This is a genomic window from Aurantiacibacter gangjinensis (assembly GCF_001886695.1).
GTDB lineage: Bacteria > Pseudomonadota > Alphaproteobacteria > Sphingomonadales > Sphingomonadaceae > Alteraurantiacibacter > Alteraurantiacibacter gangjinensis.
This window is the reverse complement of sequence record NZ_CP018097.1, coordinates 1808041-1834404: the sequence shown is the minus strand read 5'-3', so window position 1 is coordinate 1834404 and position 26364 is coordinate 1808041. Positions and strand designations below refer to the sequence as shown.

25 protein-coding genes and 1 tRNA gene are annotated in these 26364 nt (G+C 61.1%); 13 read left to right on the top strand and 13 right to left on the bottom strand.

Going from position 1 to position 26364, the window contains the following annotated elements; all coding sequences use genetic code 11:
• The first annotated feature begins 59 nt into the window (after positions 1–59).
• The 8 genes from BMF35_RS08990 to BMF35_RS08955 all read left to right on the top strand — a co-directional run bounded on the left by BMF35_RS08990 (position 60) and on the right by BMF35_RS08955 (position 8013).
• Positions 60–1448: a porin gene (locus BMF35_RS08990; RefSeq protein WP_236781506.1), complete on the top strand. Its 1389-nt coding sequence runs from the start codon at positions 60–62 to the stop codon at positions 1446–1448.
• Between the two features lie 118 nt (positions 1449–1566).
• Positions 1567–2610 (top strand): substrate-binding domain-containing protein, encoded by a 1044-nt coding sequence (locus BMF35_RS08985; RefSeq protein WP_047005650.1) that lies wholly within the window; start codon positions 1567–1569, stop codon positions 2608–2610.
• A 17-nt stretch (positions 2611–2627) separates the two neighbouring features.
• Positions 2628–4013, top strand: a complete 1386-nt coding sequence (gene pstC / locus BMF35_RS08980) for a phosphate ABC transporter permease subunit PstC (protein ID WP_047005649.1) — start codon at positions 2628–2630, stop codon at positions 4011–4013.
• The gene (gene pstA / locus BMF35_RS08975; RefSeq protein WP_047005648.1) at positions 4006–5256 is read left to right on the top strand and encodes a phosphate ABC transporter permease PstA; all 1251 of its coding nucleotides are present in this window, start codon (positions 4006–4008) and stop codon (positions 5254–5256) included. The genes pstC and pstA overlap by 8 nt, the downstream gene beginning before the upstream one ends.
• Positions 5257–5351: 95 nt before the next feature.
• The gene (gene pstB, locus BMF35_RS08970; protein WP_236781593.1) at positions 5352–6098 is read left to right on the top strand and encodes a phosphate ABC transporter ATP-binding protein PstB; all 747 of its coding nucleotides are present in this window, start codon (positions 5352–5354) and stop codon (positions 6096–6098) included.
• Complete coding sequence (gene phoU / locus BMF35_RS08965) at positions 6098–6763, top strand: phosphate signaling complex protein PhoU (protein WP_173426174.1); 666 nt, start codon at positions 6098–6100, stop codon at positions 6761–6763. The genes pstB and phoU overlap by 1 nt, the downstream gene beginning before the upstream one ends.
• Before the next feature lie 102 nt (positions 6764–6865).
• On the top strand, positions 6866–7555 hold the full coding sequence (gene phoB / locus BMF35_RS08960) for a phosphate regulon transcriptional regulator PhoB (protein WP_047005646.1): 690 nt from the start codon (positions 6866–6868) through the stop codon (positions 7553–7555).
• A gap of 218 nt (positions 7556–7773) precedes the next feature.
• Positions 7774–8013 carry a hypothetical protein gene (locus BMF35_RS08955; protein WP_047005645.1) on the top strand — a complete coding sequence of 80 codons (240 nt, stop codon included), beginning with the start codon at positions 7774–7776 and terminating at the stop codon, positions 8011–8013.
• 65 nt (positions 8014–8078) lie between these two features.
• Here BMF35_RS08955 and BMF35_RS08950 read toward each other — a convergent pair whose 3' ends face one another.
• Genes BMF35_RS08950 through BMF35_RS08940 form a run of 3 tightly spaced genes read right to left on the bottom strand, consistent with a single transcriptional unit; the run spans position 8079 to position 11499 of the window.
• Positions 8079–8801 (bottom strand): extensin-like domain-containing protein, encoded by a 723-nt coding sequence (locus BMF35_RS08950; protein ID WP_047005644.1) that lies wholly within the window; start codon positions 8799–8801, stop codon positions 8079–8081.
• A 23-nt stretch (positions 8802–8824) separates the two neighbouring features.
• Positions 8825–10210 (bottom strand): UdgX family uracil-DNA binding protein, encoded by a 1386-nt coding sequence (locus BMF35_RS08945; RefSeq protein WP_047005643.1) that lies wholly within the window; start codon positions 10208–10210, stop codon positions 8825–8827.
• 44 nt (positions 10211–10254) lie between these two features.
• On the bottom strand, positions 10255–11499 hold the full coding sequence (locus BMF35_RS08940) for a putative DNA modification/repair radical SAM protein (RefSeq protein WP_047005642.1): 1245 nt from the start codon (positions 11497–11499) through the stop codon (positions 10255–10257).
• A 111-nt stretch (positions 11500–11610) separates the two neighbouring features.
• Here BMF35_RS08940 and BMF35_RS08935 point away from each other — a divergent pair, with 111 nt between their 5' ends.
• On the top strand, positions 11611–12096 hold the full coding sequence (locus BMF35_RS08935) for a PilZ domain-containing protein (protein ID WP_082115581.1): 486 nt from the start codon (positions 11611–11613) through the stop codon (positions 12094–12096).
• Positions 12097–12163: 67 nt separating this feature from the next.
• Positions 12164–12634, top strand: coding sequence for a pyridoxamine 5'-phosphate oxidase family protein (locus tag BMF35_RS08930; protein ID WP_047005640.1), 471 nt, complete (start codon positions 12164–12166; stop codon positions 12632–12634).
• Between the two features lie 89 nt (positions 12635–12723).
• Here the strand turns inward: BMF35_RS08930 and BMF35_RS08925 are convergent, their stop codons facing one another.
• On the bottom strand, positions 12724–14148 hold the full coding sequence (locus tag BMF35_RS08925; RefSeq protein WP_047005639.1) for a sodium-dependent transporter: 1425 nt from the start codon (positions 14146–14148) through the stop codon (positions 12724–12726).
• Positions 14149–14301: 153 nt separating this feature from the next.
• Between BMF35_RS08925 and panB the strand changes: the two genes are divergently transcribed.
• Together panB and BMF35_RS08915 are read left to right on the top strand one after the other, a co-directional pair.
• Entirely contained in the window at positions 14302–15171 is an 870-nt protein-coding gene (panB, locus tag BMF35_RS08920) for a 3-methyl-2-oxobutanoate hydroxymethyltransferase (protein WP_047005638.1), read from the top strand.
• Between the two features lie 38 nt (positions 15172–15209).
• Entirely contained in the window at positions 15210–16271 is a 1062-nt protein-coding gene (locus tag BMF35_RS08915) for a DUF475 domain-containing protein (protein WP_173426173.1), read from the top strand.
• Here the strand turns inward: BMF35_RS08915 and BMF35_RS08910 are convergent.
• The 5 genes from BMF35_RS08910 to BMF35_RS08890 all read right to left on the bottom strand — a co-directional run bounded on the left by BMF35_RS08910 (position 16255) and on the right by BMF35_RS08890 (position 22476).
• Positions 16255–17217, bottom strand: a complete 963-nt coding sequence (locus BMF35_RS08910; protein WP_047005637.1) for a bile acid:sodium symporter family protein — start codon at positions 17215–17217, stop codon at positions 16255–16257. The two genes, BMF35_RS08915 and BMF35_RS08910, sit on opposite strands and share 17 nt — an antisense overlap.
• A gap of 25 nt (positions 17218–17242) precedes the next feature.
• A complete protein-coding gene (prsR, locus tag BMF35_RS08905; protein WP_047005636.1) occupies positions 17243–18607 on the bottom strand; it encodes a PEP-CTERM-box response regulator transcription factor in 1365 nt (454 codons plus the stop codon).
• Entirely contained in the window at positions 18607–20721 is a 2115-nt protein-coding gene (prsK, locus tag BMF35_RS08900; RefSeq protein ID WP_047006467.1) for an XrtA/PEP-CTERM system histidine kinase PrsK, read from the bottom strand. Before prsK ends, prsR begins: the two co-directional genes overlap by 1 nt.
• Positions 20721–22106, bottom strand: coding sequence for a TIGR03013 family XrtA/PEP-CTERM system glycosyltransferase (locus BMF35_RS08895; protein WP_047005635.1), 1386 nt, complete (start codon positions 22104–22106; stop codon positions 20721–20723). Before BMF35_RS08895 ends, prsK begins: the two co-directional genes overlap by 1 nt.
• Before the next feature lie 106 nt (positions 22107–22212).
• On the bottom strand, positions 22213–22476 hold the full coding sequence (locus BMF35_RS08890) for a hypothetical protein (protein ID WP_047005634.1): 264 nt from the start codon (positions 22474–22476) through the stop codon (positions 22213–22215).
• 138 nt (positions 22477–22614) lie between these two features.
• Here BMF35_RS08890 and BMF35_RS08885 point away from each other — a divergent pair, with 138 nt between their 5' ends.
• The gene (locus BMF35_RS08885) at positions 22615–23124 is read left to right on the top strand and encodes a hypothetical protein (RefSeq protein WP_047005633.1); all 510 of its coding nucleotides are present in this window, start codon (positions 22615–22617) and stop codon (positions 23122–23124) included.
• Positions 23125–23130: 6 nt separating this feature from the next.
• On the opposite strand, the gene BMF35_RS08880 is transcribed toward BMF35_RS08885, so the two are convergent.
• From BMF35_RS08880 to BMF35_RS08865, 4 genes are all read right to left on the bottom strand, one after another.
• A complete protein-coding gene (locus BMF35_RS08880; protein ID WP_047005632.1) occupies positions 23131–24963 on the bottom strand; it encodes an SLC13 family permease in 1833 nt (610 codons plus the stop codon).
• Positions 24964–25036: 73 nt separating this feature from the next.
• Positions 25037–25121, bottom strand: a tRNA-Leu gene (locus BMF35_RS08875).
• 51 nt (positions 25122–25172) lie between these two features.
• Positions 25173–25991 (bottom strand): inositol monophosphatase family protein, encoded by an 819-nt coding sequence (locus BMF35_RS08870; protein WP_047005631.1) that lies wholly within the window; start codon positions 25989–25991, stop codon positions 25173–25175.
• An 18-nt stretch (positions 25992–26009) separates the two neighbouring features.
• Positions 26010–26360, bottom strand: a complete 351-nt coding sequence (locus BMF35_RS08865; protein ID WP_047005630.1) for a hypothetical protein — start codon at positions 26358–26360, stop codon at positions 26010–26012.
• Between the last annotated feature and the right edge of the window lie 4 nt (positions 26361–26364).

Here is a 26364-nt window from a genome sequence, read left to right as displayed (position 1 = left end):
CCGTCTTGTCACAAATCTGTCATGCGACACGCCTAGGGGCGCGGTCACATCCTGGTCACATGACAGAAATGAGACATTCCATGCGCGCCGTTCCCCTCCTTCCGCTCGCTGCTATCGCGTGCCTTTCTACGCCTGCACATGCGCAGGATAGCGATGTCGAAGCCCTTCGCGCGCAGATCGCCGAACTGACCGCGCAGCTCGAAGCGGTGAACGCCCGACTCGACGAAATGGAAAGTGCTGACGAGCGGAACGCTGCTGCTGCGGCCGAGGCACAGGCTGCGGCGGATGCGATCCCCGCACCTGTCGTGACAGCAGACACGCCCGTAGAAATCAGCATGGGCGCAGCAGCCGATATCGAGAGCGCCGACGGTTTCAGCTTCAAGCCTTTCGGTCGCCTAATGCTCGATAGCGGCTGGACGTTCCTTCCGGACGAGCTCGGACGATCCGACGGCTTCGATGTGCGCGCCCGCCGCGTCCGCCTTGGTGCGCAGGGCGATATCCCCGGCGGCTTCGGCTACAAGATGGAGCTGGAATTCGGCGGCAACGAAGTCGAGATTACCGACGCGCTGCTGGAATATGAAACCGGCGACGTGACCCTGTCGGTCGGGCAGTTCAACAACTTCCAGTCGATGGAAGAGCTGACCAGCAGCCGTTTCACATCCTTCATCGAACGCGCCGCCTTTACAGACGCATTCGGTTTCATCCGCCGCACGGGCATCGCCGTGGAATACGGCTCCGGCGATGTGCTGCTGCAGGGCGGCTTGTTCTCCGACAACATCGGCGATCTACCAGGCAGCGACCGGATGAGCGTCGACGGGCGCGCCGCCTATTTCCCGCAAATTGGCGACACGCAGCTGCACTTTGGCGGCTCCATCCACTATGCCGATCTGGGCGACGGCGCCACTGTGCGATACCGCCAGCGCCCGCTGGTCAGCTTTACTTCGGAACGCCTGATCAACACCGACCGCATCGACGCGGGTAGCGAATTCGATATCGGGCTGGAATTTGCTGCCGTTCGCGGTCCGCTGCACGTCCATGCAGAGGGCTATCGCCGTGAGCTCGGCGGCCTTGTGACAATGGACGACGCCACCTTCCATGGCGCGTTTGCCGAAGTCGGCCTTTTCCTCACCCCCGATGACAGTCGCACCTATCGCGTTGGCCGCTTCAATCGCACACGCCCCGCGCGCACCGTTGATGAAGGCGGTATCGGCGCCGTCCAGCTGAATTTGCGCTACGACTTCCTCGAACTGAACGATGCCGACGCCGGGATCATCGGCGGCACGCAAAACGGACTGTTCGGCTCGCTTATCTGGACCACCACCGATTACACCCGTTTCATGCTGAATTACGGCCATCTCGGTTATGACGACGCCGTATTCGCCCTGCCTGATGGCAGCCGCGATTACAGCGTCGATGTGATCGGCATGCGGGCGGAATTCGACTTCTAGGATTTCCACTCGGCCCGCCGCACCGCAAGGCGAGATAAGTTCGCCATGTGACGCAATTCTGTCGCATCCGCGTCATACAGGGCCGCTAGCTCAACAACCACTTACAGGGCTTACGATTATGAAGAAGATTACCATTGCAGCCGTCGCGCTGGCCGCGACTGCCCTTACCGCCTGTGGCAACCAGCCCGGCGCCGATAGCGGTCGTGAAGGCATCCACGCCGTCGGCTCCTCCACCGTGTTTCCTTTCGCGCGCCGCGTGTCGGAAATCTTCAGCCGCGAAAACCCGGATTTCGCCGCAGCCTCGATCGAATCGACCGGCACTGGCGGCGGCATGGCGCTGTTCTGCAGCGGCACAGGCTTCGACACGCCCGACATGGTCAACGCCTCGCGTCGCATGAAGCCGGGTGAGTTCGAGACCTGTCAGGAGAACGGCGTCACCGAAATCACCGAGCTACAGGTCGGCATGGACGGTATCGCCATCGCATCGGCAATCGGCGGAATCCAGATGGATCTCTCGCCCGAGATTATGTACCGCGCGCTGGCTGCCAACCCATATGGCGAAGAGCAGACAAACACGAACTGGAGCGATGTCGATCCCTCTCTGCCCGACCTGCCGATCCTCGTTTACGGCCCGCCGACCACCTCCGGCACGCGCGACGCTTTCAACGAGCTGATCATGCTGGTCGGCTGCGAGGCGAATGAAGAATTTGCTGCCACCGAAGAAGCCGACGAAGACGCGTTCGAGCGTACCTGCACCGAAATGCGCTCCGACGGCGCGTTTGTGGACCAGGGCGAGCAGGACAACCTGATCGTCCAGAAGATCGAAGGCAACACCAACTCGGTGGGCATTTTCGGCTACAGCTATCTCGAAGAGAACTCCGACCGCGTGCGCGGCCAGAGCATCAACGGCGTCGAGCCGACTTACGAGAACATCGCCAGCTTCGAATATCCCGGCGCGCGTCCTCTCTACGTGTACGTGAAGAAAGAGCATGTCGGCGTAATCCCGGGCTTGGCAGAATTCCTGCAGACCTGGGCTGCGAATTGGGGAGAAGACGGACCTCTCGCCCAGATCGGCCTTGTCACCAACCGTGGCGAGGTTATGGCGCAGATGACCAATGCCATCGACGAGCTGCCGAATCTGACGGCAGAAGACCTTCAGTAAGGTAGCCAGCACGCATCATGTCACCAGTCCTGCCGCTTCTCCTTGCCCTCGGGCTCGGGCTTGCCGGTTGGCTGGTGGCCCGTGCGCGTGCGTGGGGCTTCAAACGGTCCGCCAAGGATGGGCGGATCGCTTCGCTCCCGACATATCACGCATGGTACGCCGCGCTGTGGATCGCGGTGCCCGTGGTGCTGTTCTACCTGCTGTGGGATGCCGTCGCGGGGCAGCTGGTGATTGCCCATGTGCTCGCCAGTCCGGAAGCGCAGGTGCTGCCGGATTTCGGCCTGCGGCGCGATACCATCCTCAATGAAGCGTTCGCCATTGCCGCCGGCAATGACGTGCGCACGCCCAACCCCGATGCCCTCGCGCTGGCAGAGCCGATCCGCGAGGCGCAATCGCGCTACGGCATGATCGGCATCGTGGTCAGCCTGCTGATTGCAGGTGCTGGCGCAGCATGGGCCTTCCTGCGCCTGAAGCCAGATTTCACTGCCCGCACGCGGGTCGAGCGCCTGGTGCTGATCGGCCTCTTGCTGGCCTCGCTTGTCGCAATCCTGACCACGCTTGGCATTTTCGTGACCCTCGTGTTCGAGACGGTCCGGTTCTTCGGCATGGTCTCGCCGATCGATTTCCTCTTCGGCACCCAGTGGAACCCTGACCCGATGAGCAATCCGGACAATCCGGAAGGCGACCGTTATGGCGCCATCCCGCTGTTCTGGGGTACGCTTTTCATCGGTGCGATTATCGCAATGATCGTCGCCATCCCGCTTGGCATGATGAGTGCCATCTACCTCACGCAATACGCACCGCCCAAGCTGCGCGCATGGGTCAAACCGGCGCTAGAAGTGCTCGCCGGTGTGCCGACCGTCGTTTACGGCTACTTCGCCGCGCTCACCATTGCGCCCGCTATTCGGGATTTCGGACTCAGCGTCGGCTTCGCCAACCCGTCGAGCGAAAGCGCCTTGGCAGCCGGCCTCGTTATGGGCGTGATGATCATTCCCTTTGTCTCCTCCATGGCGGACGATTCCATCGCCGCAGTCCCCCAAGCCATGCGCGACGGTTCACTGGCCATGGGCGCGACGACCAATGAGACGATCCGGCGCGTGCTGGTCCCTGCTGCGCTCCCCGGCATCGTCGGAGGGGTGATGCTGGCGATCAGCCGCGCAATCGGCGAAACGATGATCGTGGTGATGGCTGCCTCCACCGCCGCCAATCTGACTGCCAATCCTTTGGAAGCGATGACGACTGTGACCGTGCAGATCGTGTCGCTGCTGACCGGCGAAGGCAGCTTCGACCATCCGGCCACGCTGGCGGCTTTCGCGCTTGGCTTTGTGCTGTTCATGGTCACGCTGGTGCTGAACTTTATCGCCCTGCGCGTCGTGAAAAGGTTCCGAGAAGCGTATGAGTGACCGGGTTCAACCGACACGCACGCCCGCCTTCGAAGCGCGGCTGAAAAAGCGGTATGCGGCAGAGCGTCGGTTCAAGATGCTTGGCTTGTCCGCCATCGTTTTTTCCGTCGCCGTGCTGATTTTCCTGCTGGGGAACATGACCCTGAATGGCCTTGGCGGCTTCCAGCGCGCCGAGATGAAGGTCGAGATAGACTTGCCCGAAATGGGCCTGTCGCTTCCGCCCTCCATGCAGGATGCAAATACCGCTGCGCGCGCGCTCGAGACGCAAGGCCTGCGCGATGTCGTGGCATTCAGCGCGAGCGAGAGCCTGGGCGATGAAGCGGCCCAGCACTTGAATGCCGAAGCATGGCGCATCGTCGCGCAAGAGATCATTGCCGATCCCTCGCTCTTGCAGCGCGAAGAGACATTCTGGCTTCCTGTTACCGAAGACCTGGCGAGCGCCTATGCCGAGGATGGCCAATTGGCCCTGCAACCCCTTGCAAGGCAGCTGGCCGAGGATGGTGTGCTGGAAGACCGTTTCGATCCCGGGTTCATGACCCGAGCGGACGCCACCGATCCGCAGCTCGTCGGGATCTGGGGTGCGCTCAAGGGCTCGATCCTTACCATGATCGTCACCCTCCTGCTCGCCTTCCCGATCGGTGTGCTGGCGGCGCTCTATTTGGAGGAATACGCGCCGAAGAATCGCTGGACTGACGTTATCGAAGTCTCGATCAACAATCTGGCAGCGGTGCCGTCGATCATTTTCGGTCTTTTGGGTCTGGCTGTCTTCCTCACGATCTTCCCCGGCTACCGCTCGGCACCGTTGATCGGCGGCATGACGCTCGCGCTGATGACCATGCCGGTGATCGTGATTTCCGGCCGCAACGCCATCAAGGCGGTGCCACCCTCCATCCGCGACGGTGCCCTGGCCGTTGGTGCCAGCCCAGTGCAAGTGGTTTTCCATCATGTCCTTCCGCTCGCCCTGCCCGGCATCCTGACCGGCACGATTATCGGCATGGCCCGCGCCTTGGGTGAGACCGCGCCGCTGCTGCTGATCGGTATGCGCGCCTTTATCGCAACGCCGCCGACCGGCTTCACCGATAACGCCACCGTACTGCCGATGCAGATCTTCCTGTGGTCCGACGAGATCGACCGCGGCTTCGTCGAGCGCACCAGTGCGGCGATTATCGTGCTATTGATATTCCTGCTGCTGATGAACGGCCTCGCCATTTATCTGCGCAACAGGTTCGAAAAGAGATGGTGATGACCGATACCGGAACCGAAATAGACGACGCTTCGATCCCCAGCCAGTCGGAAAAGTCCCTCGAACATGAGAATGTCGAGACGGGCGAACCGAAAATGCGCGCGCAGGGCGTGGATGTCTACTACGGCGACAAGCGGGCAATCGACGATGTCTCCATCGACATCTACACCGAATATGTGACCGCCTTTATCGGGCCGTCGGGCTGCGGCAAGTCGACGTTCCTGCGTGCTCTCAATCGCATGAACGACACCATCCCGTCAGCAAGCGTGAAGGGCCGGATCGAGCTCGATGGCGACGATATTTATGCCAGCGGAATGGATGTCGTGCAGTTGCGCGCGCGCGTGGGCATGGTTTTCCAGAAGCCCAATCCATTCCCTAAATCCATCTACGAGAACATCGCTTACGGGCCTAGGATCCATGGCCTTGCCGAGAACAGGAACGACGTCGACGAGATCGTCGAGAAGAGCCTGCGCCGTGCGGGCCTGTGGGAAGAGGTGAAGGATCGCTTGCAGGATTCCGGCACAGCGCTATCAGGCGGCCAGCAGCAGCGCCTGTGCATTGCACGCGCGATCGCCGTCGATCCCGAAGTCATCCTGATGGACGAGCCATGTTCGGCGCTCGATCCGATCGCCACGGCGAAGATCGAGGAATTGATTGACGAACTGCGCGGTCGATATGGTATCGTGATTGTCACCCACTCGATGCAGCAAGCCGCGCGCGTGTCTCAGCGCACAGCGTTTTTCCACCTCGGCAAGATGGTGGAATATGGACATACGTCGGACATATTCACTAATCCGCGTGAGAAGCGCACGCAGGATTACATCACGGGTAGATACGGATAATGAGCGACCACACAGTCAAGGCTTTCGACGAGGACATCACGCGGCTGCGGGGTCTCATCGCCGAAATGGGCGGCCTTGCCGAAGTGGCCATCCAGCAATCGCTCGACGCGCTTGTGCGCGGGGACGAAGAGCTGGCAGCCGAAATCGTAGAGCGCGATGCCAAGCTGGATGCGCTCGAGTCAGAAGTCGACGATATGGCCGTGCGCCTGCTCGCTCTGCGCGCTCCGATGGCGGATGATCTGCGCGAAATCGTGGCCGCCCTGAAGATCGGCGGCGTAGTGGAGCGCATCGGCGACTACGCCAAGAACATCGCCAAGCGCACCGGGCGAATCGACGGTCGCAGCCGCTTCGAGCCGCTAACGCTCCTGCCTGCCATGGCGGAACTGGCTGCGGAAATGGTCCACGACGTTCTCACCGCCTATGCCGCGCGCGACCCGGTCTTGGCCCGCGAGGTCATCGAGCGTGACGACAAGGTAGACGCTTTCTACGACAGCATCTTTCGCAACCTTGTCAGTCACATGGTAGAAAATCCGGCGACGATCAGCAGCGCAGCGCAATTGCTGTTTGTCGCGCGGAATATCGAGCGGATCGGCGATCACGCCACGAACGTTGCCGAAATGGTGCATTACGCGGCGACGGGCGAGTATCCCGACGACGTGGAGTGACTCGGCGCCGGTCTTCACAGCGTCGCTATGCAACAAATCTGACACAGAGCTGACATAAACGTGGCTGCGGGGCACCTGGCCTCGCAGCGGACGGGCAACCCAATGACCACACCCAAATTGCTTCTCGTAGAGGATGACACGGCGCTCGCAGAGTTGCTGGAATACCGATTCGAGAGCGAGGGATATGATGTGCGCGTCACCGCCGATGGCGACGAAGCCATCATGCTGGCCGAAGAAGACGCGCCGGATCTGGTGATTCTCGACTGGATGATCGAGGGAACAAGCGGCATCGAAGTATGCCGTCGCTTGCGCCGCGACAAGGCGACCGCACATGTCCCCATCATCATGCTCACCGCGCGGGAAGCCGAGGACGACCGGGTCCGCGGGCTGGAAACAGGCGCTGACGACTACATTACAAAACCATTCTCACCGCGCGAATTGCTGGCCCGCGTATCGGCCGTGCTGCGGCGTGTGCGCCCCGCCCTCGCAGGGGAGACGATCGAAGCTGGCGATCTCAAGCTGGACCCGGTTGCGCATCGGGTGGAACGTCGCGGCCGCGCTTTGCAGATCGGCCCCACCGAATACCGCCTGATCAAGTTCTTCATGGAGCATCCGCGCCGCGTATTTTCTCGCAGCCAGCTTCTCGATGCTGTCTGGGGCACGGAAAGCGAAATCGAAGAGCGAACGGTGGATGTCCACATCCGCCGCCTGCGCAAGGCTATCGCTGTCGAGAATGCGCGCGATCCCATCCGCACTGTGCGTTCTGCGGGCTACGCACTCGAGCCCGTATAACAAAGACCGTCGGCATGCTGCGCTGCACCACATTTCGCTCTAAGCACAAAGTCCGGACAAAAATGCCCTCTTTTCAGAGATTTTCCGTTGTCTTTTTGCAACGGTTGAGCGCGATTACCGGTCAACTCGGAACGAAATCCAGTATTACCGCTTTCAATTTTTACGCACCTGCGTTACAGCGCGATCAACTTGACGCCTCCAGATATTGAGGGAGCATAATGAAAAAGCTTATTTCTACGACCGTGGCCGCCGGCCTCATTGCCGCTACCACCATTTCCGCAGCTGCCGCTCCGGGCGTGCGTGATGCTGCCGTTCTCGCCCAAGCGGAAGCACAGGACGACGACGATCAAGGCGGCGTTGGCACTGTGCTTGTCGTGCTTCTCGTTGCTGCTGCAATGGCTGGCGGACTTATCCTGCTGGAAGACAACGAAGACGAGCCGGCTCCGGTCAGCCCGTAACTTTCGCATTCAGCGAAACACAAAAACCCTCGCTTCGGCGGGGGTTTTTTGTTGCACAAAGGACATTAGCGGCAAAGGCCCATTCCCGGACTTCGTGCTTGGTCTAAATGGAAATGATCGGCGTGCGCGGCGTCGTATTCCGGTGACAGCACGGTGCCGAAGGCATCGCATGCGCCATCACGTACCGTTTGCAGGAAACGACCTTCGTCCGTTTCCTCACCCCAGTCTTCCAGCAGAGAAATCCGCCGCCCATCGTCGAACTGGAAGGCGGAAATGTCGATCGCGTTGCCCGTAGCGTGCTCGCTGAACCGTCCGGTAGAACCGCCACCGATGCGGCGGCAATTATACGTTCCGAGTTGTTCGACGCGCGAAACTCTCGTGCCGAGTGCCCGGTCTGCGGCAGGTTGTACGTGATGAAGCATCCAGAATTCGAAACTTGCCGCGACCGAACAGGTCATTTCGGGAAACCGCGGCGCGAAGGGTCGCTCGTCCAAACGTAGACGGTCGCTGCGGAAGCACTCCCCCTCCCCGATCGGGTCAAGCACACTGAAGGCGATCTCGCTGCGGTCCAGAACGGACCGGCAAAGATCCGCGTCGCCCTGAAGTCTGCCAAGCTTCATGCCGGTCGCGAGACCCGGCGGCTCTCTGAGGTCGAGCGGCGCCCACGGATTGTGTTGCGGATTTTCTCGAAACCATTGCTCGCCATAATAGGCAGAGGCAACAAGGCCCCCGAACAGCGCAAGCACCGCAAATAGCCGCCGCGAGGATTGTCGACCGGATCGCGCCATCGTTCTGCCCCGCGTCGAAAGCCTCAGTCAGCAAGCGCGGCAAGGCGCTCCTTCACGCTTCGCAGATCCTGCTCGAACAGTTGCACCTGCTTCTCCCTTGCCTCTCCATCCAACCTCAGCAGATAGGAAGGATGCGCTGTAATCCAGAGCTCGCTACCATCGTCCAGCGCGATCGGCTCGCCCCGCTGACGCGAGATGCTGACCGTGCGCCCGAGCATTGCGCGACCCGCAGATGCTCCCAAGGCCAGTACGATATCGGGTTTGACGATCTCGCGTTCGGCTTCGTGCCACCATCGGCATAAGTCGATCTCCTTGGCATTGGGAGATTGGTGGATGCGCCGCTTTCCGCGCTGCTGGTATTTGAAGTGCTTCACCGCATTGGTCACAAAGGCCACTTCACGGTCCAGGCCAATCTTCTCCAGCGCCGCATTGAGAACCTGGCCTGCCGGTCCGACGAACGGCCGACCTTGCTGGTCCTCGACATCGCCGGGCTGCTCTCCGACAATCATAAGCCGTGCATCCGGCGGTCCCTCGCCCATGACGGCCTTATTGTCGAGATCGCCGATCGGGCAGCGGGAACACGCGCTGATTGCGCGCTCTATCGCCTCCAACGACTCCGGGCGATCTTCCGCGACCATCGATCCTGCGTCCACCATCTGCGATTCCCGCTTCTGCGCGCCCGCGATCAGCTGCGGTATCAACTCCGCCTCGGGCATGTTCTTCCAATATTTTCGAGGCATCTCCTTGAGCATGGCCCCGATTTTCAAACGCGCGGGATTGAAAATGGATGCATAATAGCTGCGCCACAGGTCCTCGGCAGGGTCGCCTTGCGGCGCGTCGGCCTTTTGCGCAGGGCCGCTTTCACGCAGCGTCTCGCCATCCCAATGCAGGCATCCACGCGGAGTGAGGATCGACCAGTGCATATTGGCGAACCGGCGGACGAAGAAGCCAGCCTCGCGCCTGACGATATGATGGTCCGGCTCGAACCAGGCGACATAATGATCGTTTGCATCCTCATCCGACACTTTGCGGAAGCGGACGAAGGCGTGCATCTTATGCGCATCGCGGCGCACGGCCTTGTCCATCTCCTCGATGCGGCGGACCAGCGGATCGGCCTTGTCCTCCATGAGTCGCGAGTTGCCCTGCAATCGCCAAAGCATTTCGTAAAGCAGCGCAAACCGTTCCGGGTCGGAATGGACCGCAGCGTTGCGCGCGAGCGACTGGAAGCGCTTGCTCGCTTTGACGACTGCTGCACCTGGCAGAGGTGACGGGAGTTCCGTCGATCCGATAGCGAATAGCGAGCCAGAACTGCCGGGTTCGCTCCACGCGACCTGATCGGGCGCGATCCGGGCCTGCACCAACTGCCGCGCCGCATCACGCCAGAAAGCGAAATCATCCGGCTCCGGCATTTCGACCAGAAAGCTTTGCCGGGATTGTGGCAGAGATTGAACCATCAGGCGGCAAACAGCTCGAGTTGCTCCTGCTTCGGCGCGAGCAGAGAGCGCAAATCGGTACGATCAGTCAGCATGGTCGGCCGCCAATCGAGCGTGCAAATGAAAGGGCGCACTTTGGCGATCGAAACAGTCAGCTTTGCCACATCATCCAACCGCAGACTGCGATGGCGACGGCTCGCGAGGATCTGACCGACCGCCTTGGTCCCAAGGCCGGGCACGCGCAGCAGCTTCTCTTTAGGAGCGCGGTTCACATCGACTGGAAATGCATCACGGAATTTCAGCGCCCAAGCCAGCTTCGGATCGATATCGAGCGGCAAATTACCATCAGCCTCAGTCGCCTGCATGACCTCGCGCGGTGCAAAACCGTAGAAACGCATCAACCAATCCGACTGATAGAGGCGATGCTCGCGCATCAGCGGGGGGCGCTTCAATGGCAACACAGCGCTTGCGTCGGGGATCGGCGAAAAGGCGGAATAGTAAACGCGGCGGAGGCCGAAATTGTCGTACAACCGGCTTGCCTTGCCGACGATATCGGCGTCGCTTGCCGCATCCGCACCTACAATCATCTGTGTGGATTGGCCGCCCGGAGCGAAACGCGGCGCATTGCGGAAGCGCTTACGCTCATCCTTCGCCTGTACGATCGCGCTTTTCATGCCGCCCATCGCGCCTTCGATCTGGCGCGCATTCTTGTCCGGCGCGAGGCGGGTCAGGCCGCTATCGGTTGGCAATTCCACATTGATAGACACGCGATCTGCGAAGAGACCCGCCTGATGGACCAGTTCCGGATCAGCTTCGGGAATGGTTTTCAAATGGATGTAACCGCGAAAATCGTGATCTTCGCGCAAGATGCGCGCAGTTTCGACCAGCATCTCCATTGTGTGGTTGCCGCTCTTGATAATGCCGGAAGAGAGGAACAGCCCTTCGATGTAATTGCGCCGGTAAAAAGTCAGCGTCAGGTCGGCCACTTCCTGCGGCGTGAAACGGGCGCGGCGCACATTGCTGCTCTTGCGATTAACGCAATAGTGGCAATCGAAAATGCAGTGATTGGTCAGCAGGATTTTTAGCAGAGAGATGCAACGGCCATCCGGCGCATAAGCGTGGCAGATGCCCATCCCTTCGGTCGAACCAATGCCTTTTCCACCTTTGCTATTGCGCTTGGCGGTGCCGGATGACGCGCAAGAAGCATCATACTTCGCCGCATCGGCGAGTATCTCAAGCTTTTGAATGGTGTCGAGCGCAGGCATCCGTTCTTAATATGTTCTTCCACCTCTTCTGCCAAGAGTTCTGCGATAAACCGAGTGAATATCTGCGGAATTTCGCGAACAACTCAGGCTGAGGCGGGTCAAGGCAAACCGATGTTTACCAATAACGTTAGGTCCAGCTTTACCAATCGCGGCGCAACGCTGGCCCCAACGATAAAACAGGGGGACGCCATGAAGCTCTTCACACGCCACAAGACACCGCTGCCGGCAGAACGCCGCATGGCGGGGCCGCGCGTGCGTGTCGATTGCATGGCGACGCTTCTGATGCCGAGCGGCGATCGCCCCGGCAGGCTGTTCGACATATCGACCGGCGGAGCGCGCATCACGGTGGAGGAACCTCCGGCGAAGGGTGTCTCGGCCATCCTCAATTGGGGCTCGCAGGAGGTCTATTGCATGGTCATCTGGTCCAAGCCGGGCATGTGCGGCGTAGAATTCGACAAGCCTATCTCACAAGCGGCGGTCGACAAACTTGCAGAGGAAGCCCCATCAGGGCCGCGCCTTGTCTACGATGCCGGCTCGCCAGCCACCGATGCGAACGCCACCCCGCAGCCGCCAAAACGCCCCATGTTCGGCTGCTGAAACCCATTATCGCGAAAGTCGGAACCGCTGCGCCCTCCTGCCCATTATCTTGGGAAAGGAGTTTTCCATGAGCACTACCGACGAATTGAAGCATAAATTTTGGACTGCGCTTGCCGACAGTCCGTTCGTATTTCTCTCTCGTGACACCAATCCGGAAGATGCCGTCCCCATGACCGCGCAGCTGGATAAGGATGCAGAGAGCGCCATCTGGTTTTTCACGACCAAAGATCACTCGCTGGCGCAGATGGGTCCGGCCACGGCCATGTTTGCCGGCAAGGGCCATGAGATGTTTGCCCGTTTCACCGGCACGCTGCACGAAGAGACAAGCGAAGAGCGTTTCGAGAAGCAGTGGAGCCGCATTGTCGAAGCTTGGTATCCGGGCGGCAAGACCGACCCGAACCTGCTGATGCTGCGCATGGATCTGGGTCAGGCCGAAATCTGGAACAGCGATCTCGGTATCGTAGACAACACCCGAATGCTGCTGGGGTTCGACGTGCGCGATGAAGCGCGCGACGAGCATACCGAAGCCGCACTTTAACCGATACAACCGTTCGCGTCGTCACGCGCGAAAAGGGCCGTCGCTCCTATACTGGAGCGGCGGCCCTTATTCTTCGGCAGCGTTCTGTGTCAGCTTTCGCCGAGGATGCTCGGGAAGATGCCGACGATCAGGATGGCCGTCAGCGCGATGGGGCACAGCCAGCAGACGAGGAAACGCCAGAAAACATGCAGGCCGCCGCCGAGGCCGTTCTCGCTATCGACAAGGCGCTTGTTTGCCACCCAGCCGATGAAGATCGAGGTGAGCAGAGCGCCGACAGGCATGGTGATCTTGCCGGTGAAGGTATCGAGCACGTCCAGCATACCCATCCCTTCGAACATCGGCAGGAAACCAAGCGGGTGGAAGCCGGAGAGCGCGCCGGTCGATAGCGCGCACAGCGTGCCGAGGATTGCCGCCGACAGCGTCACCATGGTGGCAGCGATGGGTCGGGTAAAGCGGAAGCGGTCGATCACCCAGGCCGTCGGTGTTTCCATCAGGGCAACCGAGCTGGTGAGCGCCGCGAAGCCGACCATCACGAAGAACGCGAGGCCGATCAGCGAACCTGCCGGGATTTCCTGGAAAGCATGCGGCAGCGTCTGGAACATCAGCCCCAGCCCGCCCTCGGGCGCGAGACCTGCGGCAAACACGATCGGGAAGATGCACAGGCCGGCGATCAAGGCGACGCTGGTGTCTGCCGTGGCGATCACGCCCGATGTGACGCCAAGATTGACGTTGCGGCCGACATAGGCGCCGTAAGTCACCATGCCTGCAACGCCCAGCGACAGCGAGAAGAACGCCTGCCCCACGGCAGCCAGCATGACCGGACCGGTCAGCTTGGACGCGTCGAAGGTGAAGAGGTAGCTGATGGTTTCCGCCATCGAACCGCGGAACATGCCGTAGATCGTGATGCCGAGCAGCAGCACGAAGAAGGCCGGCATAAGGTAAACGGCCACTTTCTCAATTCCGCCCGACACCCCGCGCGCGACGAAAGCAATCGTGATGACGAGAAAGGCGATGTTGAGGATCACGGTCATCGGCCCGTCGGAGATCATCGCGCCGAAGATCGCTTCGACTTCCGTTACGCTCCGGTCGGCAAAGGCCCCGCCGGTCACTCCCGTGGTGAAGAGATCCTGCACAAAGATACCGATATAATAGAGCACCCAGCCGCCCAGCACGCAGTAAAAGCTAAGAACGAGGAACGCGGACAACACGCCGAGGCTCGCGACGAATTCCCACGCAGGCGACTTGCCGGATTTTTCAGCAACGCGACGGAAACTCTCGGGCGCGGCGGCCTGGCCGTATCGACCGATCAGTGTTTCCGACAATAGGACGGGCAGGCCGATCAGGATGACGCAGCCGATATAGAACAGCACGAAGGCACCGCCGCCATTCGCTCCGGCTTCTGCCGGGAAGCGGACGAGGTTGCCCAATCCCACCGCAGAGCCAATCGCCGCCAGGATGAAGGCCGTGCGGGAAGACCAGCCCTCGCGCGACGGACCAGGTTGGGAAAGCGCCATTCGTTAAATTCCTCTCGACCCCAGATTTTGCGGTGTCATGCAATGATTCGCAGCCGACGCCAAGACCTCATTCATGGGGATCCCCGCCTGTCGCTGCAGTTTGGGCTGCGGCGGAACAGTCGACGCGCGCTAGCGGACGCGTTAGGAGGCGGCATGTCCACGACTTTCCAGCTCGACACCTCGACCAGCCGCGCCAATCCTACCCCGCAGCCCATGCGCCGCCTGACCGTGCCAAAGCTCCGTGCCCGTAAAGTGGATGGCGTGACGGATGAACCGCTGGTGATGCTGACGGCCTACACCGCCCGGCAGGCACAGTTGCTCGATCCGCATTGCGACATGTTGCTGGTCGGAGACTCGCTAGCACAGGTGATCTACGGCCTGCCCTCCACCATTCCGGTCACGCTCGAGATGATGGCCAACCATGCCGCCGCCGTGGTGCGCGGCAGCTACCATTCGGTAGTGGTGGTGGATATGCCGTTCGGCTCCTACGAAACCTCGCCCGAAGATGCCTTCGACTCTGCGGCTCGGCTGCTGAAAGAAAGCGGCGCGGCAGCGGTAAAGCTGGAAGGCGGAGAGGCCATGGCGGAGACTGTCGCCTTTCTCACACAGCGCGGAATCCCGGTTATGGGCCATGTCGGGCTGACCCCGCAGGCTGTGAACGTGCTGGGCGGCTATACTGCGCGCGGGCGCAGCGATGCCGAAGCGGACAAGATCGTCGGCGATGCGAAAGCGCTGGATGAGGCGGGAGCATTCGCCATCGTGATCGAGGGCGTCGTCGAGCCCATCGCCATTGCCGCCACCGAAGCAGTGTCATGCCCCACCATCGGCATCGGCGCTTCGGCCAAGTGCGATGGCCAGGTGCTGGTCACCGAAGACATGCTCGGGATGTTCGAACGGGTGCCGCGGTTCGTGAAGCGCTACGGCGATATTGCGACTACGATTTCGGAGACCGCAGCGGCCTATGCCAGCGAAGTTCGTGAGCGCAGCTTCCCGACCGAAGAGCAGACCTACCAGCCGAAATAAGCGCGCCTCACCACCCGAAAATTCAAGGGATCACTCGCATGGCAACGCTGCTGCGCTACTACACGTTTTCGCTCGTTTTCACCGCGGCCTGTTTCGGCCTTGGCCTGTGGTATGCCATCGCCAGCAGCGACAGCCTGGGCGCGATCCTGAGCATTTTGTGGATCATCCTGATCCTCTCGATCCTCGAAGTGTCGCTTAGTTTCGACAATGCCGTGGTGAACGCCACGGTGCTGCGCGAAATGGACGAGGTGTGGCAGCAGCGCTTCCTCGTCTGGGGTATCGCCATCGCCGTGTTCGGCACCCGCATCGTCTTCCCGCTCGCCATCGTGGCGGTGGCAGCAAATATCGGGCCCATCGAGGCTATCGACCTGTCCCTCAACGACCCAGAGCGATATGAGCAAATCGTTTCCGGCGCGCATGTCGGCATTGCCGGGTTCGGTGGCGCCTTCCTGTCGATGGTCGGGCTGAAATTCTTCTTCGACGCCGACAAGGATGTACACTGGATCGGCGCAATCGAGCGTCAGCTCGTGAAAGTGTCCTCCCTCCCCGCTATCGAAATTGCCCTGCTGATGAGTGTCATCTGGTTTATCTCCGCGCAATTGCCGGACGATGTTGCCCTGACTTTCCTCACCGCAGGGATTGGCGGATTGATCACCTTCATCGCCGTCGATGCGCTGGGCGAATATCTCAACATGCGCGAAGAGGCGAAAAAGGCGAGCGGCGTCGTAATGCGGTCGGGCCTTGGCGGATTTCTCTACCTCGAAGTGCTCGATGCCTCGTTCAGCTTCGACGGGGTGATCGGCGCCTTCGCGCTATCCAACAACATGGTGATTATCGCGCTGGGGCTGTCCATCGGCGCGATGTTCGTCCGCTCAATGACGATCCACCTTGTCCGCGCGGGAACGCTGGCACAATATCGCTATCTGGAGCACGGCGCATTCTGGGCGATCATCGCGCTGGGTGCGATCATGCTGACATCCGCCATCGTCCATATTCCGGAAACGATTACCGGACTGATCGGCGTGACGCTGATCGGCATCTCGTTCTGGTGGTCCCTGCGCCACAACAAGCGCGAGGCTGCAGCTAGCCCGACCGGCTGAACCGCGCGGCGAGCGGGGCCGAGACGATCATCTGCAGCAAATGGTAGATGAGTACTGGGAGCAGCACCAATCCTGCCGTTTCCGGCGGAAAGAGGATTGCTGCCAGCGGCGCGCCCATCGCGATGCTTTTCTGCGCGCCGCCGAACAGGAAGGCGATGCGGTCATGGTCGGGAAGCCGCAACAAGGCGGAAAGCCACCACGCCCCGAAAAACGCTTGCGCCATCATCAGACCGATCAGTGTCAGGAGCAATCCCCAGAGCGGCGGGCTGAGCAACCGCCAAACATCCTGCTCCACCGCACCCGAGAAAGACACATAGACAGCAAGCGCGATCGCAATCCGATCCGCCCAGCTGATGAGATGGCGATTGTCTGAAACGGCTTTGCCAAACCGGCCTTGAAGCATCTGTCCGATCGCGAATGGCAGCAGCAGGATCAGGCCGATGCGCTGCAGCGTGTCGATATCGAGGTCCGCCATGACGCTGCCGGACATTACGGCGAGCAGTGGTGCGGTGAGAAACACGCCGAGAAGGTTCAGCGCGGCAGCCGCGATCACGCTATTTGCGACATTGCCTCCCGCGATCGAGGTGTAAGCCGTGGCCGACTGAACAGTGCTCGGCAGGACGCCGAGGAACATGAAGCCGAGCACGATGCTGGCGGGCAGTTCAACCTTGGCCAGTTCAGCGGCAGAGAAACCGACAAGTCCCATCCAACCGAATACAAACAGCACCAGCGGCAACAAAAAGCGCAAATTGCGCAGGGCGCCGACCACAGCGCTGCGCGGCAAACGCAGGCCATTCAGCAGGAAGAGGACGAAGATCGCGGCGTCCGACGCGGTGCGCGCCACCGCCCTGCCCTCGCCCGTCACCGGCACGATTGTGGCCAAGAGGATGGCGAGCAGAAGCAACCGCACGAGCGGATCGAACAGGATTGCCAAGCGCGCGAGCATCGCCTGCGCGTGTGACGCGCCGCGGCTAAGTCTGCAAGTCGTACTGCTTCAACAGGTCATAGAGCGTCGGACGGCTGATCCCCAGCATCTTGGCCGTGCTCGAAATGTTGCCCTCGGTGCGTGCCAGCGCATGACGGATGACCTTGCGGTCCGATTTCTCCCGCGCACTCTTAAGGTTGAGCACGTCGACAGCGTCGTCCTCCGCGTCGCCGAGATCCAGATCCTCGGCGCTCACCAGCTTCCCATCCGCCATGATGACCGCGCGCTTCACGCGGTTTTCCAGCTCGCGCACATTGCCGGGCCAATTCCACCCGTCGATGGCGGCCAGCGCATCAGGGGCAAAGCCAGTGACGGCCGGGTTCATTTCTTCGGCAAACCGCTTGAGGAATACCTTGGCGAGCAGCGTGGCATCGCCATGGCGCTCTGCCAATGATGGTATGCGCACCACTACCTCGGCCAGGCGGTAGAATAGGTCTTCGCGGAAGCGCCCATCGGCGATCATGCTTTCAAGGTCCTGGTGCGTGGCGCAGACGATGCGAGTATCAACAGGGATCGACTTGCGACCACCGATCCTCTCGATCGTACGCTCCTGCAAAAAGCGCAGCAACTTCACCTGCAAGGGCAGCGGAATGTCACCGACCTCGTCCAGGAAGAGCGTGCCCCCATCAGCCAGTTCGATCTTGCCCTCGGTCGTCTTGACCGCGCCTGTAAATGCGCCCTTCTCATGACCGAAAAGTTCGCTTTCGAGCAGGTTTTCCGGAATGGCCGCGCAATTGATGGCGATGAAATTGCCGTTCTTCCGTCCGCTTGCCTCGTGCACACCCTTGGCCAGCAATTCCTTGCCGGTGCCGCTTGCCCCCAGCAGCATGACGGACACGTTCGTGTTCGCCACCCGCTCGATCGTGCGGGCGACCTTCACCATCTCCGGTGCCGAAGTGATCAGCCCGCCCAGCACCGTATTGCCCTCGCCGGACTTGCTCGCCAGCAAGCGGTTCTCTTCCTCGATCCTGTGCAGGTTGAGCGCGCGGCGCACGATCAGGCCCAGTTGCTCGATATCAACCGGCTTCTGGTAGAAGTCGTAAGCCCCGTGTTCGATGGCATTAAGCGCGCTCTCGCGTGCGCCGTGACCGGAAGCGACGATTACCTTGGTATCGGGTTTGAGCTCCATGATCTCGTCCAGCACGGCAAAGCCTTCGGTCGTACCATCGGGATCCGGCGGCAAGCCCAGATCGAGCGTCACCACGGGCGGCGCTTCGGCGCGCAGGGCGGCGATGGCGCTGGCACGGTCTCCGGCGATGATGACATCGAAGTCCTCGTAAGCCCATTTGAGCTGGGCCTGCAGACCTTCATCGTCCTCGACGATCAGCAGCTTGGGTTTGTCACTGGCCATTATGCAACCTCGTTGGCTTTCTCTTTTTCGTGCATCGAACGGATCAGCTCCGCCGTCTGGTCGAAGGGCAATCGGATGATGAAGCGGGTGCCCAGCCCTTCGCGCGATTCGACATCCAGCCGACCGCCCATCGCGCGGATTAGCTCACGCGCTTCGAATGCTCCGATGCCGAAGCCCCCCGCTTTGGAAGAGTGGAACGGCTTGAACAGGCATGTGCGGATGAATTCGGGCGACATGCCTTCACCTGAATCGGAGATTTCCAGCACGGCATGGCCGGGCTCGATGCGCATATCCAGGAATACCGCCTGGTCCGGCGCGCTCGCTTCGATGGCGTTCTGGACGAGATGTACGAGCGCCTGCTCAAGCCCCTCGGCGTCGGCCTGCACTTCGCAGCTTTCCCGTTGCAGAGCGACGACCTTGTGCTTGCCGCGATACTGCTCGACCACGCGGTCGACGAGATGGTGCAGCTTTACCCGCTCGCGTTCCTTGCCGCCTTGCGCGCCGTAGCGGCCCAACCGGGCCAGCAGCCCCTGCAATTTGTCGGTCGAGTTGCGCAGGGTCAGGATCATGTCGGCGCGGAACTCGGCTTTGTCCGCGTGTTTTTCCGCATTGCGCGCCAGCAGCGAAAGCTGGCTCGCCAAGTTCTTTATGTCGTGCATGACGAAGGCCATGCGGCGATTGAATTCGTCGAACCTTTGCGCGTCGCCCAGCGCGTCCTGGCTGGCGCTCTCGGCGAGGTAGCTGGCAAGCTGGCGGCCCACCACGCGCAGCACATCGAAGTCCTCCCAGTCGAGGCGACGTGCGACCAAGGGGCGAGCGAGAACTACGACCCCCATCAACCGGTCGTAATGGACCAGCGGCACGATCGCCCAGCTTTCCTCGCTTTCAAGCAGCCATGCAGGTGTCGCCACGTCTGGAACGTCATCGTTCTGTCCGCTACGCAAAACATCAAGGTCGACGATGAACTGGCTGTCTTCGAGGAATGTGACGCCCAGCGCATCGACTGCTTCGGCAGGCACGGCGATGCCCGGCCACTGCCAGCGTGCCGCAAGGGCCAGTCCGCCTTCCTCTCGCGGCGTGAGCAGCAGACCTGCAGGACTGTCGGTAATGTCCGCCACCGCTTGCACTGCGCGCTCTGGCAGCGGCGGTGCCTGCGGACCGGCGCGTCCGATGGTCGAGGTAAAGCGCAGCCATTCGGCGCGGTAGTCGTAGCGGTGCTGGAACAGGTTTTTCGACAAGGTGACCCGCAGCCACCCGCGAAGTTTTGCGGATGGAAGCACGGTAAGCGCCACCACACTGGCCAAAAGCACGAAGCCCGTCTGCAGCAATCGTCCGTAATCGGTCCCGACATAGGCGAGGCCCTGCGCGATGACGACCATCACCACGAGGTACGCTCCGATCAGCAGCAGCGAGAAGGACTGGAAGGCAAAGTTACGCGATGGGCGGAATCGCAGCTCGCTCTCGTTCCGCAAGGTGCCGAGCGCCAGCAAGCCGACGGCAATCGCCAGCGCCGCAACTCTCAAATTGGCAAGCAATCCCGGCAGACCGTCGACGAGATATGCAATGGTGTAGAGGTTGAGGTCGTAAAGCCACAACACACCAAGCGCAGCCGCAGGCCAGCGCAGCGATTGGCGCGATTGCGCGGAAGCGCCGGCATAGAGGTTGTGGACCAACACCAGCGCGCCGATGCAGAACAGCAGCCGGAAGGTAATCGCAAAGCGGGTAATCAGCAGGTCCGCATCCGGCATGCCGCCATACTGGATGCGCGCCACGATGAGCGCGACCTGCATCAATTCGACAAAGCCCAGCGCAGCGACGACAGGGCGGATCGGACCGAGGCTTTTGTCGCGATCGTCATGCGCGAAAAGGCGATAGAGCAACCACAGCCACGCCAGATTGCTGGCGATCATCGAGACATCGCTCAGGAAACTGCCATAGCCCATGCCGATGACGCAGAAAGCCGCCAGCGCCGCGAAGAACAGCGCTCCGGCGCAGGCTTTGATGGCCGGACCCTGCGCCCGGTGGCTGGTTATCAGCCACAGGGCCAATGCCACGGCCGCGCACGCCGTCGCCAGGAAGGCCAGATATGTTGTGATATCCCAGAAGGATGTCATCAGCGCGCGCCCTCCGGCCACAGGATCACGCGCAGCGTCTGCAGCATGATTAGCAGGTCGAGAAACGGCGTGTAATTCTTGGCGTAGTACAGGTCGTATTCGAGCTTCTGCCGCGCATCCTCGATACTGGCGCCGTAGGGATAATTGATCTGCGCCCAGCCGGTAATGCCCGGCTTCACCATGTGTCGCTCCGCATAATAGGGCAGCTTATCATCGAGATCGCTGACGAAAGTGGGCACTTCGGGGCGCGGGCCGACAAAGCTCATATGGCCCATCAGCACCGTCCACACCTGCGGCAGTTCGTCGATGCGGACCTTGCGAATGAAAGCGCCGACGCGGGTGATGCGCGGATCGTTTTTCTCTGCCCATTTCGAACCGTCCTTCTCGGCATCGGTCCGCATGGAGCGCAGCTTCACCAGCTCGAATGTCTGACCGTAGAGGCCCACCCGCTTTTGCCGGAAGAAGGCGGGGCCTTTGCTGTCCAGCTTCACCACCAGCGCGAAAAGCGCGATGACGGGAAAGGTAAGCACCAGCAGCAAGCCGCTGGCGAGAATATCGAAAACGCGCTTGGCAAAGGATGAGATCGCGCGGCCGGACGAGAAGCCGTCGGAAAAGATCAACCAGCTCGGATTGAGCGTATCGAGATCCACGCGGCCCGTCTCACGCTCCAGAAAGCTAGAGAACTCGTTGACGTAAACGCCTGCGGTTTTCACGCGGAGCAAATCCTTGAGCGGAAGCGAATTGCGGCGCTCTTCCAGCGCCAGCACCACTTCGGTGGCGCGCAATGATGCCACGTGGGCGGAAAGATCGGGGATGTCGGTGCGCAAAAGAGCTTCATGCACCGAGCCGTGCCGGCCGGTCATATCGACGAAGCCGACCACCGAAAATCCGCTTTCCGGTCGCTGGGATAGCTGTTTGAGACGTAGAGCTCGCGGGCCTGCCCCGAGCACCAAAATACGCCTGCGGAACGCCGACGTGCCGGCAACCGCTCCGGTGATCGCGCGGTTGATCACGAGGAACAGCGTCGCCAGCACCATCGCGTAGAGCAGCGTGGAGCGCCAATAGGTCTGCCCTGGCAGCATGAAGTCGAGAAGCGCCAGCGCAATGATCGCAAGGCTCAGCGCCACAAGGAGGCGAGCACAGGCGAACCGCATACTGCGCAAGGCGTCCGGCCCGTAAACACCGACGGCGATCATGGCCGACTGCGTGGTGATCGCGAACCCAAGCAGCGGCAGTGCCCGTGAAAACGCGCCGCCTGCCTCTATGTCGATCTGCGCCGCGCGGAATTGCCACGCGAGGTCGGCGGCGAGCAGGAGCAATACGAAGTCCAGCAGGCCGAGCAGCAGCACGGCATGCGGGATGTAATGCTTGAACAGACGGACCATCGCCTCACCGAACCAATGCCGGGAAAGCGCCCGGCCCAGGTTCGGTTAACGACGAGGTATGAAATGTCGGTAAACTTTACACTCCCTCCGTACGCGGAGTGTAAGATTATTCAGACAGATTATCCGCAGCCTCACCGATTTCGTCGGCTGCATTTCCGACACTGTCGGCAGCGCCTTCGATGGCATTGTCCTTGGCGATCTCCGCATCACTCATCTGCGAGAATACAACGAAAGCCACGATCGCGACAACCAGCAAGCCGATCAGCAGAACCCACTTGCTACCGGATGATTTCTCATCAGTGTGGACGACGGTTGTCGTATGCGTATTGCCGGACGGCGTCTCGGTTGTGGTGGTGCGTTCTTCTGTCATCGGAAAACTCCATTCCTGATCGAGCCAAAACAGCCTGCTGCAACTCCAGTTCCCCTAGCCTGTTCGATTTCTGGTTAGCCGAAAATCAACCATGTCCTCGCCCCGCGCTTTAACACCTCGCCTGTAACAGGCCGCGCAATGGCGAAGATTTCGAAGCCTCCTGTGCCGCTGAAGATGTACAAGCACTTTGCTGCCGCAACGATCACGTTGACGCTGGCCATTGCGCTCTTCACCGACGACAAGAGAAATGGGGCCGCGGCAAATCAAGTAACGGCGGAGCGGCCCGACGCCCCGCAAACCCAGCGCGCGGCCGTAATCCAAACCTCCGGCCTTACCTTGGCGCGACGCGAAAACGGCGTCGTCGGCAGCTTCGGCTCCGATGAAGGGGGCGATTACGGGGCGCCGATGGAAACGAATGGGTCGAGCTTTTCCTCGGCTGCGCTTCGCCGACCGAGCCGCGCGAACAGGCAAGCGCTTCCGAACATGTCGCCGGAAGAGATCGCGGCCCTTAGCGATGAAGAGTATGAGCGCTTGCGCCGTTTGTACGCAGAGGCCGGTGCCATCGAGGACGTGGATCGCAGCGCGCAGATGAGCGCTGCCGAGCATGCCTCCGCGCAGCGCATGGGCCATGGCGGGGCGGACAGCTAGGCTGGATTACATGCCGTAGGTCGTGACGAGCAGGATACTGAGCGTCGTGACCATGATGAGCACAAGCGGCACGCCCGTTCGCAGGTAATCGGCGAAGCTGTAATTGCCCTCTGCCATGATGAGCATGTTCGTCTGGTAGGCGATGGGAGTCGCATAGCAGAGGTTGCAGCCGAACAGCACGGCAAGGATCAGCGGCTCTTGCGGTAGGCCGAGCTGGGTCGCGATGTTGAAAGCGATGGGGGTGCCCACCGTCGCAGCCGTCGCATTGGAGGCGAAGTTCGTGAGGATCGTCACGAACAGCATGATGGCTGCCAGCACGAACGCCGGTGACAGGTCTGCCAGGCCCATGGCGAGTACCTGCCCGAGCCAGGCGGCTGCACCGCTATCGAGCACAATGCGGCCGATGGCGATACTGGCGGCGACCAGCACGATGACCTTGGCGGAAAGCGCCCTGCCGACGCGGTCGAACTTCACGCAGCCGGTCAGGAACATGAGGATCGCGCCGGTCAGCGCAGAAATCGCGATCGGCACCTTGAGCATGTAAAAGCCCTGCTCGCCGAAAAACGGCAGGCCGATGGAGGCGAGCGCCACGGCGGCGAACATGATGCAGGCGGCGAGCACGGCCTTGGAGCGGCGCGGCATGAGCTTGGCGCCTTCCAACTGGAGCAGGCTGTCGCCATTTGCAAAGTTCTGCAATCCGTCGGACAGGCCGGTTACCAGCAGTACGTCCCCTTCGGCGAAGCGGATTTCCTCGGACGCTGGCGAAGGTCGATTGCCAATGAAGCGATCCGGACGATGAACACCCAGAACGGCCACGCCGTAATGATCGGCAATACCGGAACTGGCGAGCGTACGCCCTACGATCCGGCTGTCGGCCGTGACAACCATCTCGACCACCTGGATGTCTTCGCCAAGCGCCTTCGCCTCGCGCGAAATGCGATCGGTCACCCAGGCCGGAGCTACCTGTCCGCGCAGCACGCGCATGGCATCTTCCAGCCCGTCATGCGTGCCTGAAATCAAGAGGCGCTGGCCCGGCTCGAATGTGCCGTTTGGTCTTTCTTCGAAGCGGAAGTCATCAGGCAGGCTGTCGGTGATCTCATCGAAATGCTTACCGGCCAACTCGCTGCGGCCAGTGACGCGCAGGCGCGTGAAAAAGCGGCGCTGGGAGATCACTTCCCCGGTCGAATTGTCGGGCAGCAGTCGCGGCATGACCAGCCAGAGATACGGCAGCGCCACCAGCGCGGCAGCCAGCACGATTGGCGTGTAGTGAAAGACCGACATTTGCGGCATGCCGAGATCGACGGCGATGCCAACAACCAGCAGGTTGGTCGACGTGCCGATCGTCGTCGCCATGCCGCCGATCAAGACAGCGGCATTGAGAGGAATGAGCGTTTTCGAGGCTGGCATTGCCCCGCGCTGCGCCAACGCCACGAAAATCGGCAGGAGCAGCACCAGCACCGGCGTGTCGTTCACGATCATCGACAGGCCCAGCGCGAGCAAGAGGGAGACTAGCAACCCAATCTGGAGATTGAACTTCCAGACTCGCTCCAAAATGCGCGCCGTCGGGTCCAGCGCGCCCGTCACCACAAGCCCACGCCCCATGATCATCAGCGAGCAGATTGTGATGAGCGCCGGATGGCCGAAGCCGGCGAATGCCAGTGCCAGCCCGTCCGTCGCCATGCTGTGTGGCAGCGGGTAGAAATACAGGAAGACCGCGATCATCGCGATGGTGAGAAGCGACACGATCTCGACCGAAATGCGACCGCGAGCAAAGGCGACGAACACGATCACCGTCAGAATCATCGCGGCGGTCGCGTGGAATGAGGGCGCTTCAATCATTGCGGGCGACTAACAGCACCATGCGCTGCGCTGCGCAAGGCAATTGCGCGACCGGACATGTCGGAAAGGATGCTGGTACCTCCGGCCGGACTCGAACCGGCACTTCGTAAGAAACTCGATTTTGAATCGAGCGCGTCTACCAATTCCGCCACGGAGGCATCCGGCACGGTGCAAGCGCGATTAGCGGCGCGGCATCGTGCCTGCAAGCATTAGCGAAGCGATTCCGCCACGACCTTGTGCAAGCGTGAATGCAGCGGATCGTTTCCGGCGAGCACCTGCTCTGCACAGATCGGCTGCGAACGGCCGCGATAATCGGTCACGAAGCCGCCAGCCTCGCGCACCAGCAGGCATCCGGCAGCTGTATCCCAGAGGTTGAGATCGCTTTCCCAGAAGCCGTCGAAACGACCGGCGGCAACCCACGCAAGGTCGAGCGAAGCTGCCCCAAAGCGGCGCACTCCGGCGATTTGCGGGCCTAATGCGCCGTATATCCGTGCCCATTCGACGAAATTGCCATGGCCCTGGAACGGCATGCCGGTGGCGATCAGCGCCTCGTCCAGCTTGCGCCGACCGGATACACGCAGGCGCCCGTCATGCAGCCACGCGCCGCGCGATTTTTCGGCCCAGAACGTCTCGTCCGTGATGGGCTGGTAGATGACGGCTGCGGTCACATCGCCCCAGCCACCGCCGCCCAGCTTCGGCTCCTGCAAGGCGATGGAAATCGCGAAATGCGGGATGCCGTGGAGGAAATTGCTGGTGCCATCCAGCGGGTCGACGATGAAACGCGGCTGGTCCGGATCCATGTCGATCTCGCCAGATTCCTCCAGCAGAAAGCCGTAATCGGGGCGCGCCTGGTGCAATTCGTCGTAAATCGTGCGCTCTGCCGCGCGGTCGGCTTTCGACACGAAGTCCGAGGGGCCCTTGCGGCTCACCTGCAGATGTTCGATTTCGCCGAAATCGCGCCGCAAACGGCCACCCGCCTTGCGGGCGGCCTTTTCCATCACGCGAATGAGGCCGGAAATGGCTGCCATGTGTAAGTCTTACCTAAATTAGTCGAAAAGGACCTGGATGGTCTTCGCGGTGAGCTCGATTTCCCCCCAGCCGCTGAGGATGTAGCAATAATCCCCGTCGATCTCGGCGGTCTCGATGATGCTGAGATTGCGCTCTTCACCCTCGGCCACCTTGGCCTTCTTCAGCCGCAGATCGTCCATGTCCTTGAAGGTGATGATGCCTTTGACATAACAGCCTTCCGGGTCATCGGTGGCGACATACCGGGGATGGCCTTCCGTCACATGGAAATCCATCTCAAGTGTCAGCGACACATCGTCGTAGATCACGCCGAGGATGTAGCTCTTCGGCATGTCGACATTGGCGAGTTTGGGATGGGTGGAACCGCTCATCTCG

Coding starts and splice junctions, on each gene's coding strand:
- BMF35_RS08990 (WP_236781506.1), top strand. CDS start 60: ATGACAGAAATGAGACATTCCATGCGCGCCGTTCCCCTCCTTCCGCTC.
- BMF35_RS08985 (WP_047005650.1), top strand. CDS start 1,567: ATGAAGAAGATTACCATTGCAGCCGTCGCGCTGGCCGCGACTGCCCTT.
- pstC (WP_047005649.1), top strand. CDS start 2,628: ATGTCACCAGTCCTGCCGCTTCTCCTTGCCCTCGGGCTCGGGCTTGCC.
- pstA (WP_047005648.1), top strand. CDS start 4,006: ATGAGTGACCGGGTTCAACCGACACGCACGCCCGCCTTCGAAGCGCGG.
- pstB (WP_236781593.1), top strand. CDS start 5,352: ATGCGCGCGCAGGGCGTGGATGTCTACTACGGCGACAAGCGGGCAATC.
- phoU (WP_173426174.1), top strand. CDS start 6,098: ATGAGCGACCACACAGTCAAGGCTTTCGACGAGGACATCACGCGGCTG.
- phoB (WP_047005646.1), top strand. CDS start 6,866: ATGACCACACCCAAATTGCTTCTCGTAGAGGATGACACGGCGCTCGCA.
- BMF35_RS08955 (WP_047005645.1), top strand. CDS start 7,774: ATGAAAAAGCTTATTTCTACGACCGTGGCCGCCGGCCTCATTGCCGCT.
- BMF35_RS08950 (WP_047005644.1), bottom strand. CDS start 8,801: ATGGCGCGATCCGGTCGACAATCCTCGCGGCGGCTATTTGCGGTGCTT.
- BMF35_RS08945 (WP_047005643.1), bottom strand. CDS start 10,210: ATGCCGGAGCCGGATGATTTCGCTTTCTGGCGTGATGCGGCGCGGCAG.
- BMF35_RS08940 (WP_047005642.1), bottom strand. CDS start 11,499: ATGCCTGCGCTCGACACCATTCAAAAGCTTGAGATACTCGCCGATGCG.
- BMF35_RS08935 (WP_082115581.1), top strand. CDS start 11,611: ATGTTTACCAATAACGTTAGGTCCAGCTTTACCAATCGCGGCGCAACG.
- BMF35_RS08930 (WP_047005640.1), top strand. CDS start 12,164: ATGAGCACTACCGACGAATTGAAGCATAAATTTTGGACTGCGCTTGCC.
- BMF35_RS08925 (WP_047005639.1), bottom strand. CDS start 14,148: ATGGCGCTTTCCCAACCTGGTCCGTCGCGCGAGGGCTGGTCTTCCCGC.
- panB (WP_047005638.1), top strand. CDS start 14,302: ATGTCCACGACTTTCCAGCTCGACACCTCGACCAGCCGCGCCAATCCT.
- BMF35_RS08915 (WP_173426173.1), top strand. CDS start 15,210: ATGGCAACGCTGCTGCGCTACTACACGTTTTCGCTCGTTTTCACCGCG.
- BMF35_RS08910 (WP_047005637.1), bottom strand. CDS start 17,217: ATGCTCGCGCGCTTGGCAATCCTGTTCGATCCGCTCGTGCGGTTGCTT.
- prsR (WP_047005636.1), bottom strand. CDS start 18,607: ATGGCCAGTGACAAACCCAAGCTGCTGATCGTCGAGGACGATGAAGGT.
- prsK (WP_047006467.1), bottom strand. CDS start 20,721: ATGACATCCTTCTGGGATATCACAACATATCTGGCCTTCCTGGCGACG.
- BMF35_RS08895 (WP_047005635.1), bottom strand. CDS start 22,106: ATGGTCCGTCTGTTCAAGCATTACATCCCGCATGCCGTGCTGCTGCTC.
- BMF35_RS08890 (WP_047005634.1), bottom strand. CDS start 22,476: ATGACAGAAGAACGCACCACCACAACCGAGACGCCGTCCGGCAATACG.
- BMF35_RS08885 (WP_047005633.1), top strand. CDS start 22,615: ATGGCGAAGATTTCGAAGCCTCCTGTGCCGCTGAAGATGTACAAGCAC.
- BMF35_RS08880 (WP_047005632.1), bottom strand. CDS start 24,963: ATGATTGAAGCGCCCTCATTCCACGCGACCGCCGCGATGATTCTGACG.
- BMF35_RS08870 (WP_047005631.1), bottom strand. CDS start 25,991: ATGGCAGCCATTTCCGGCCTCATTCGCGTGATGGAAAAGGCCGCCCGC.
- BMF35_RS08865 (WP_047005630.1), bottom strand. CDS start 26,360: ATGAGCGGTTCCACCCATCCCAAACTCGCCAATGTCGACATGCCGAAG.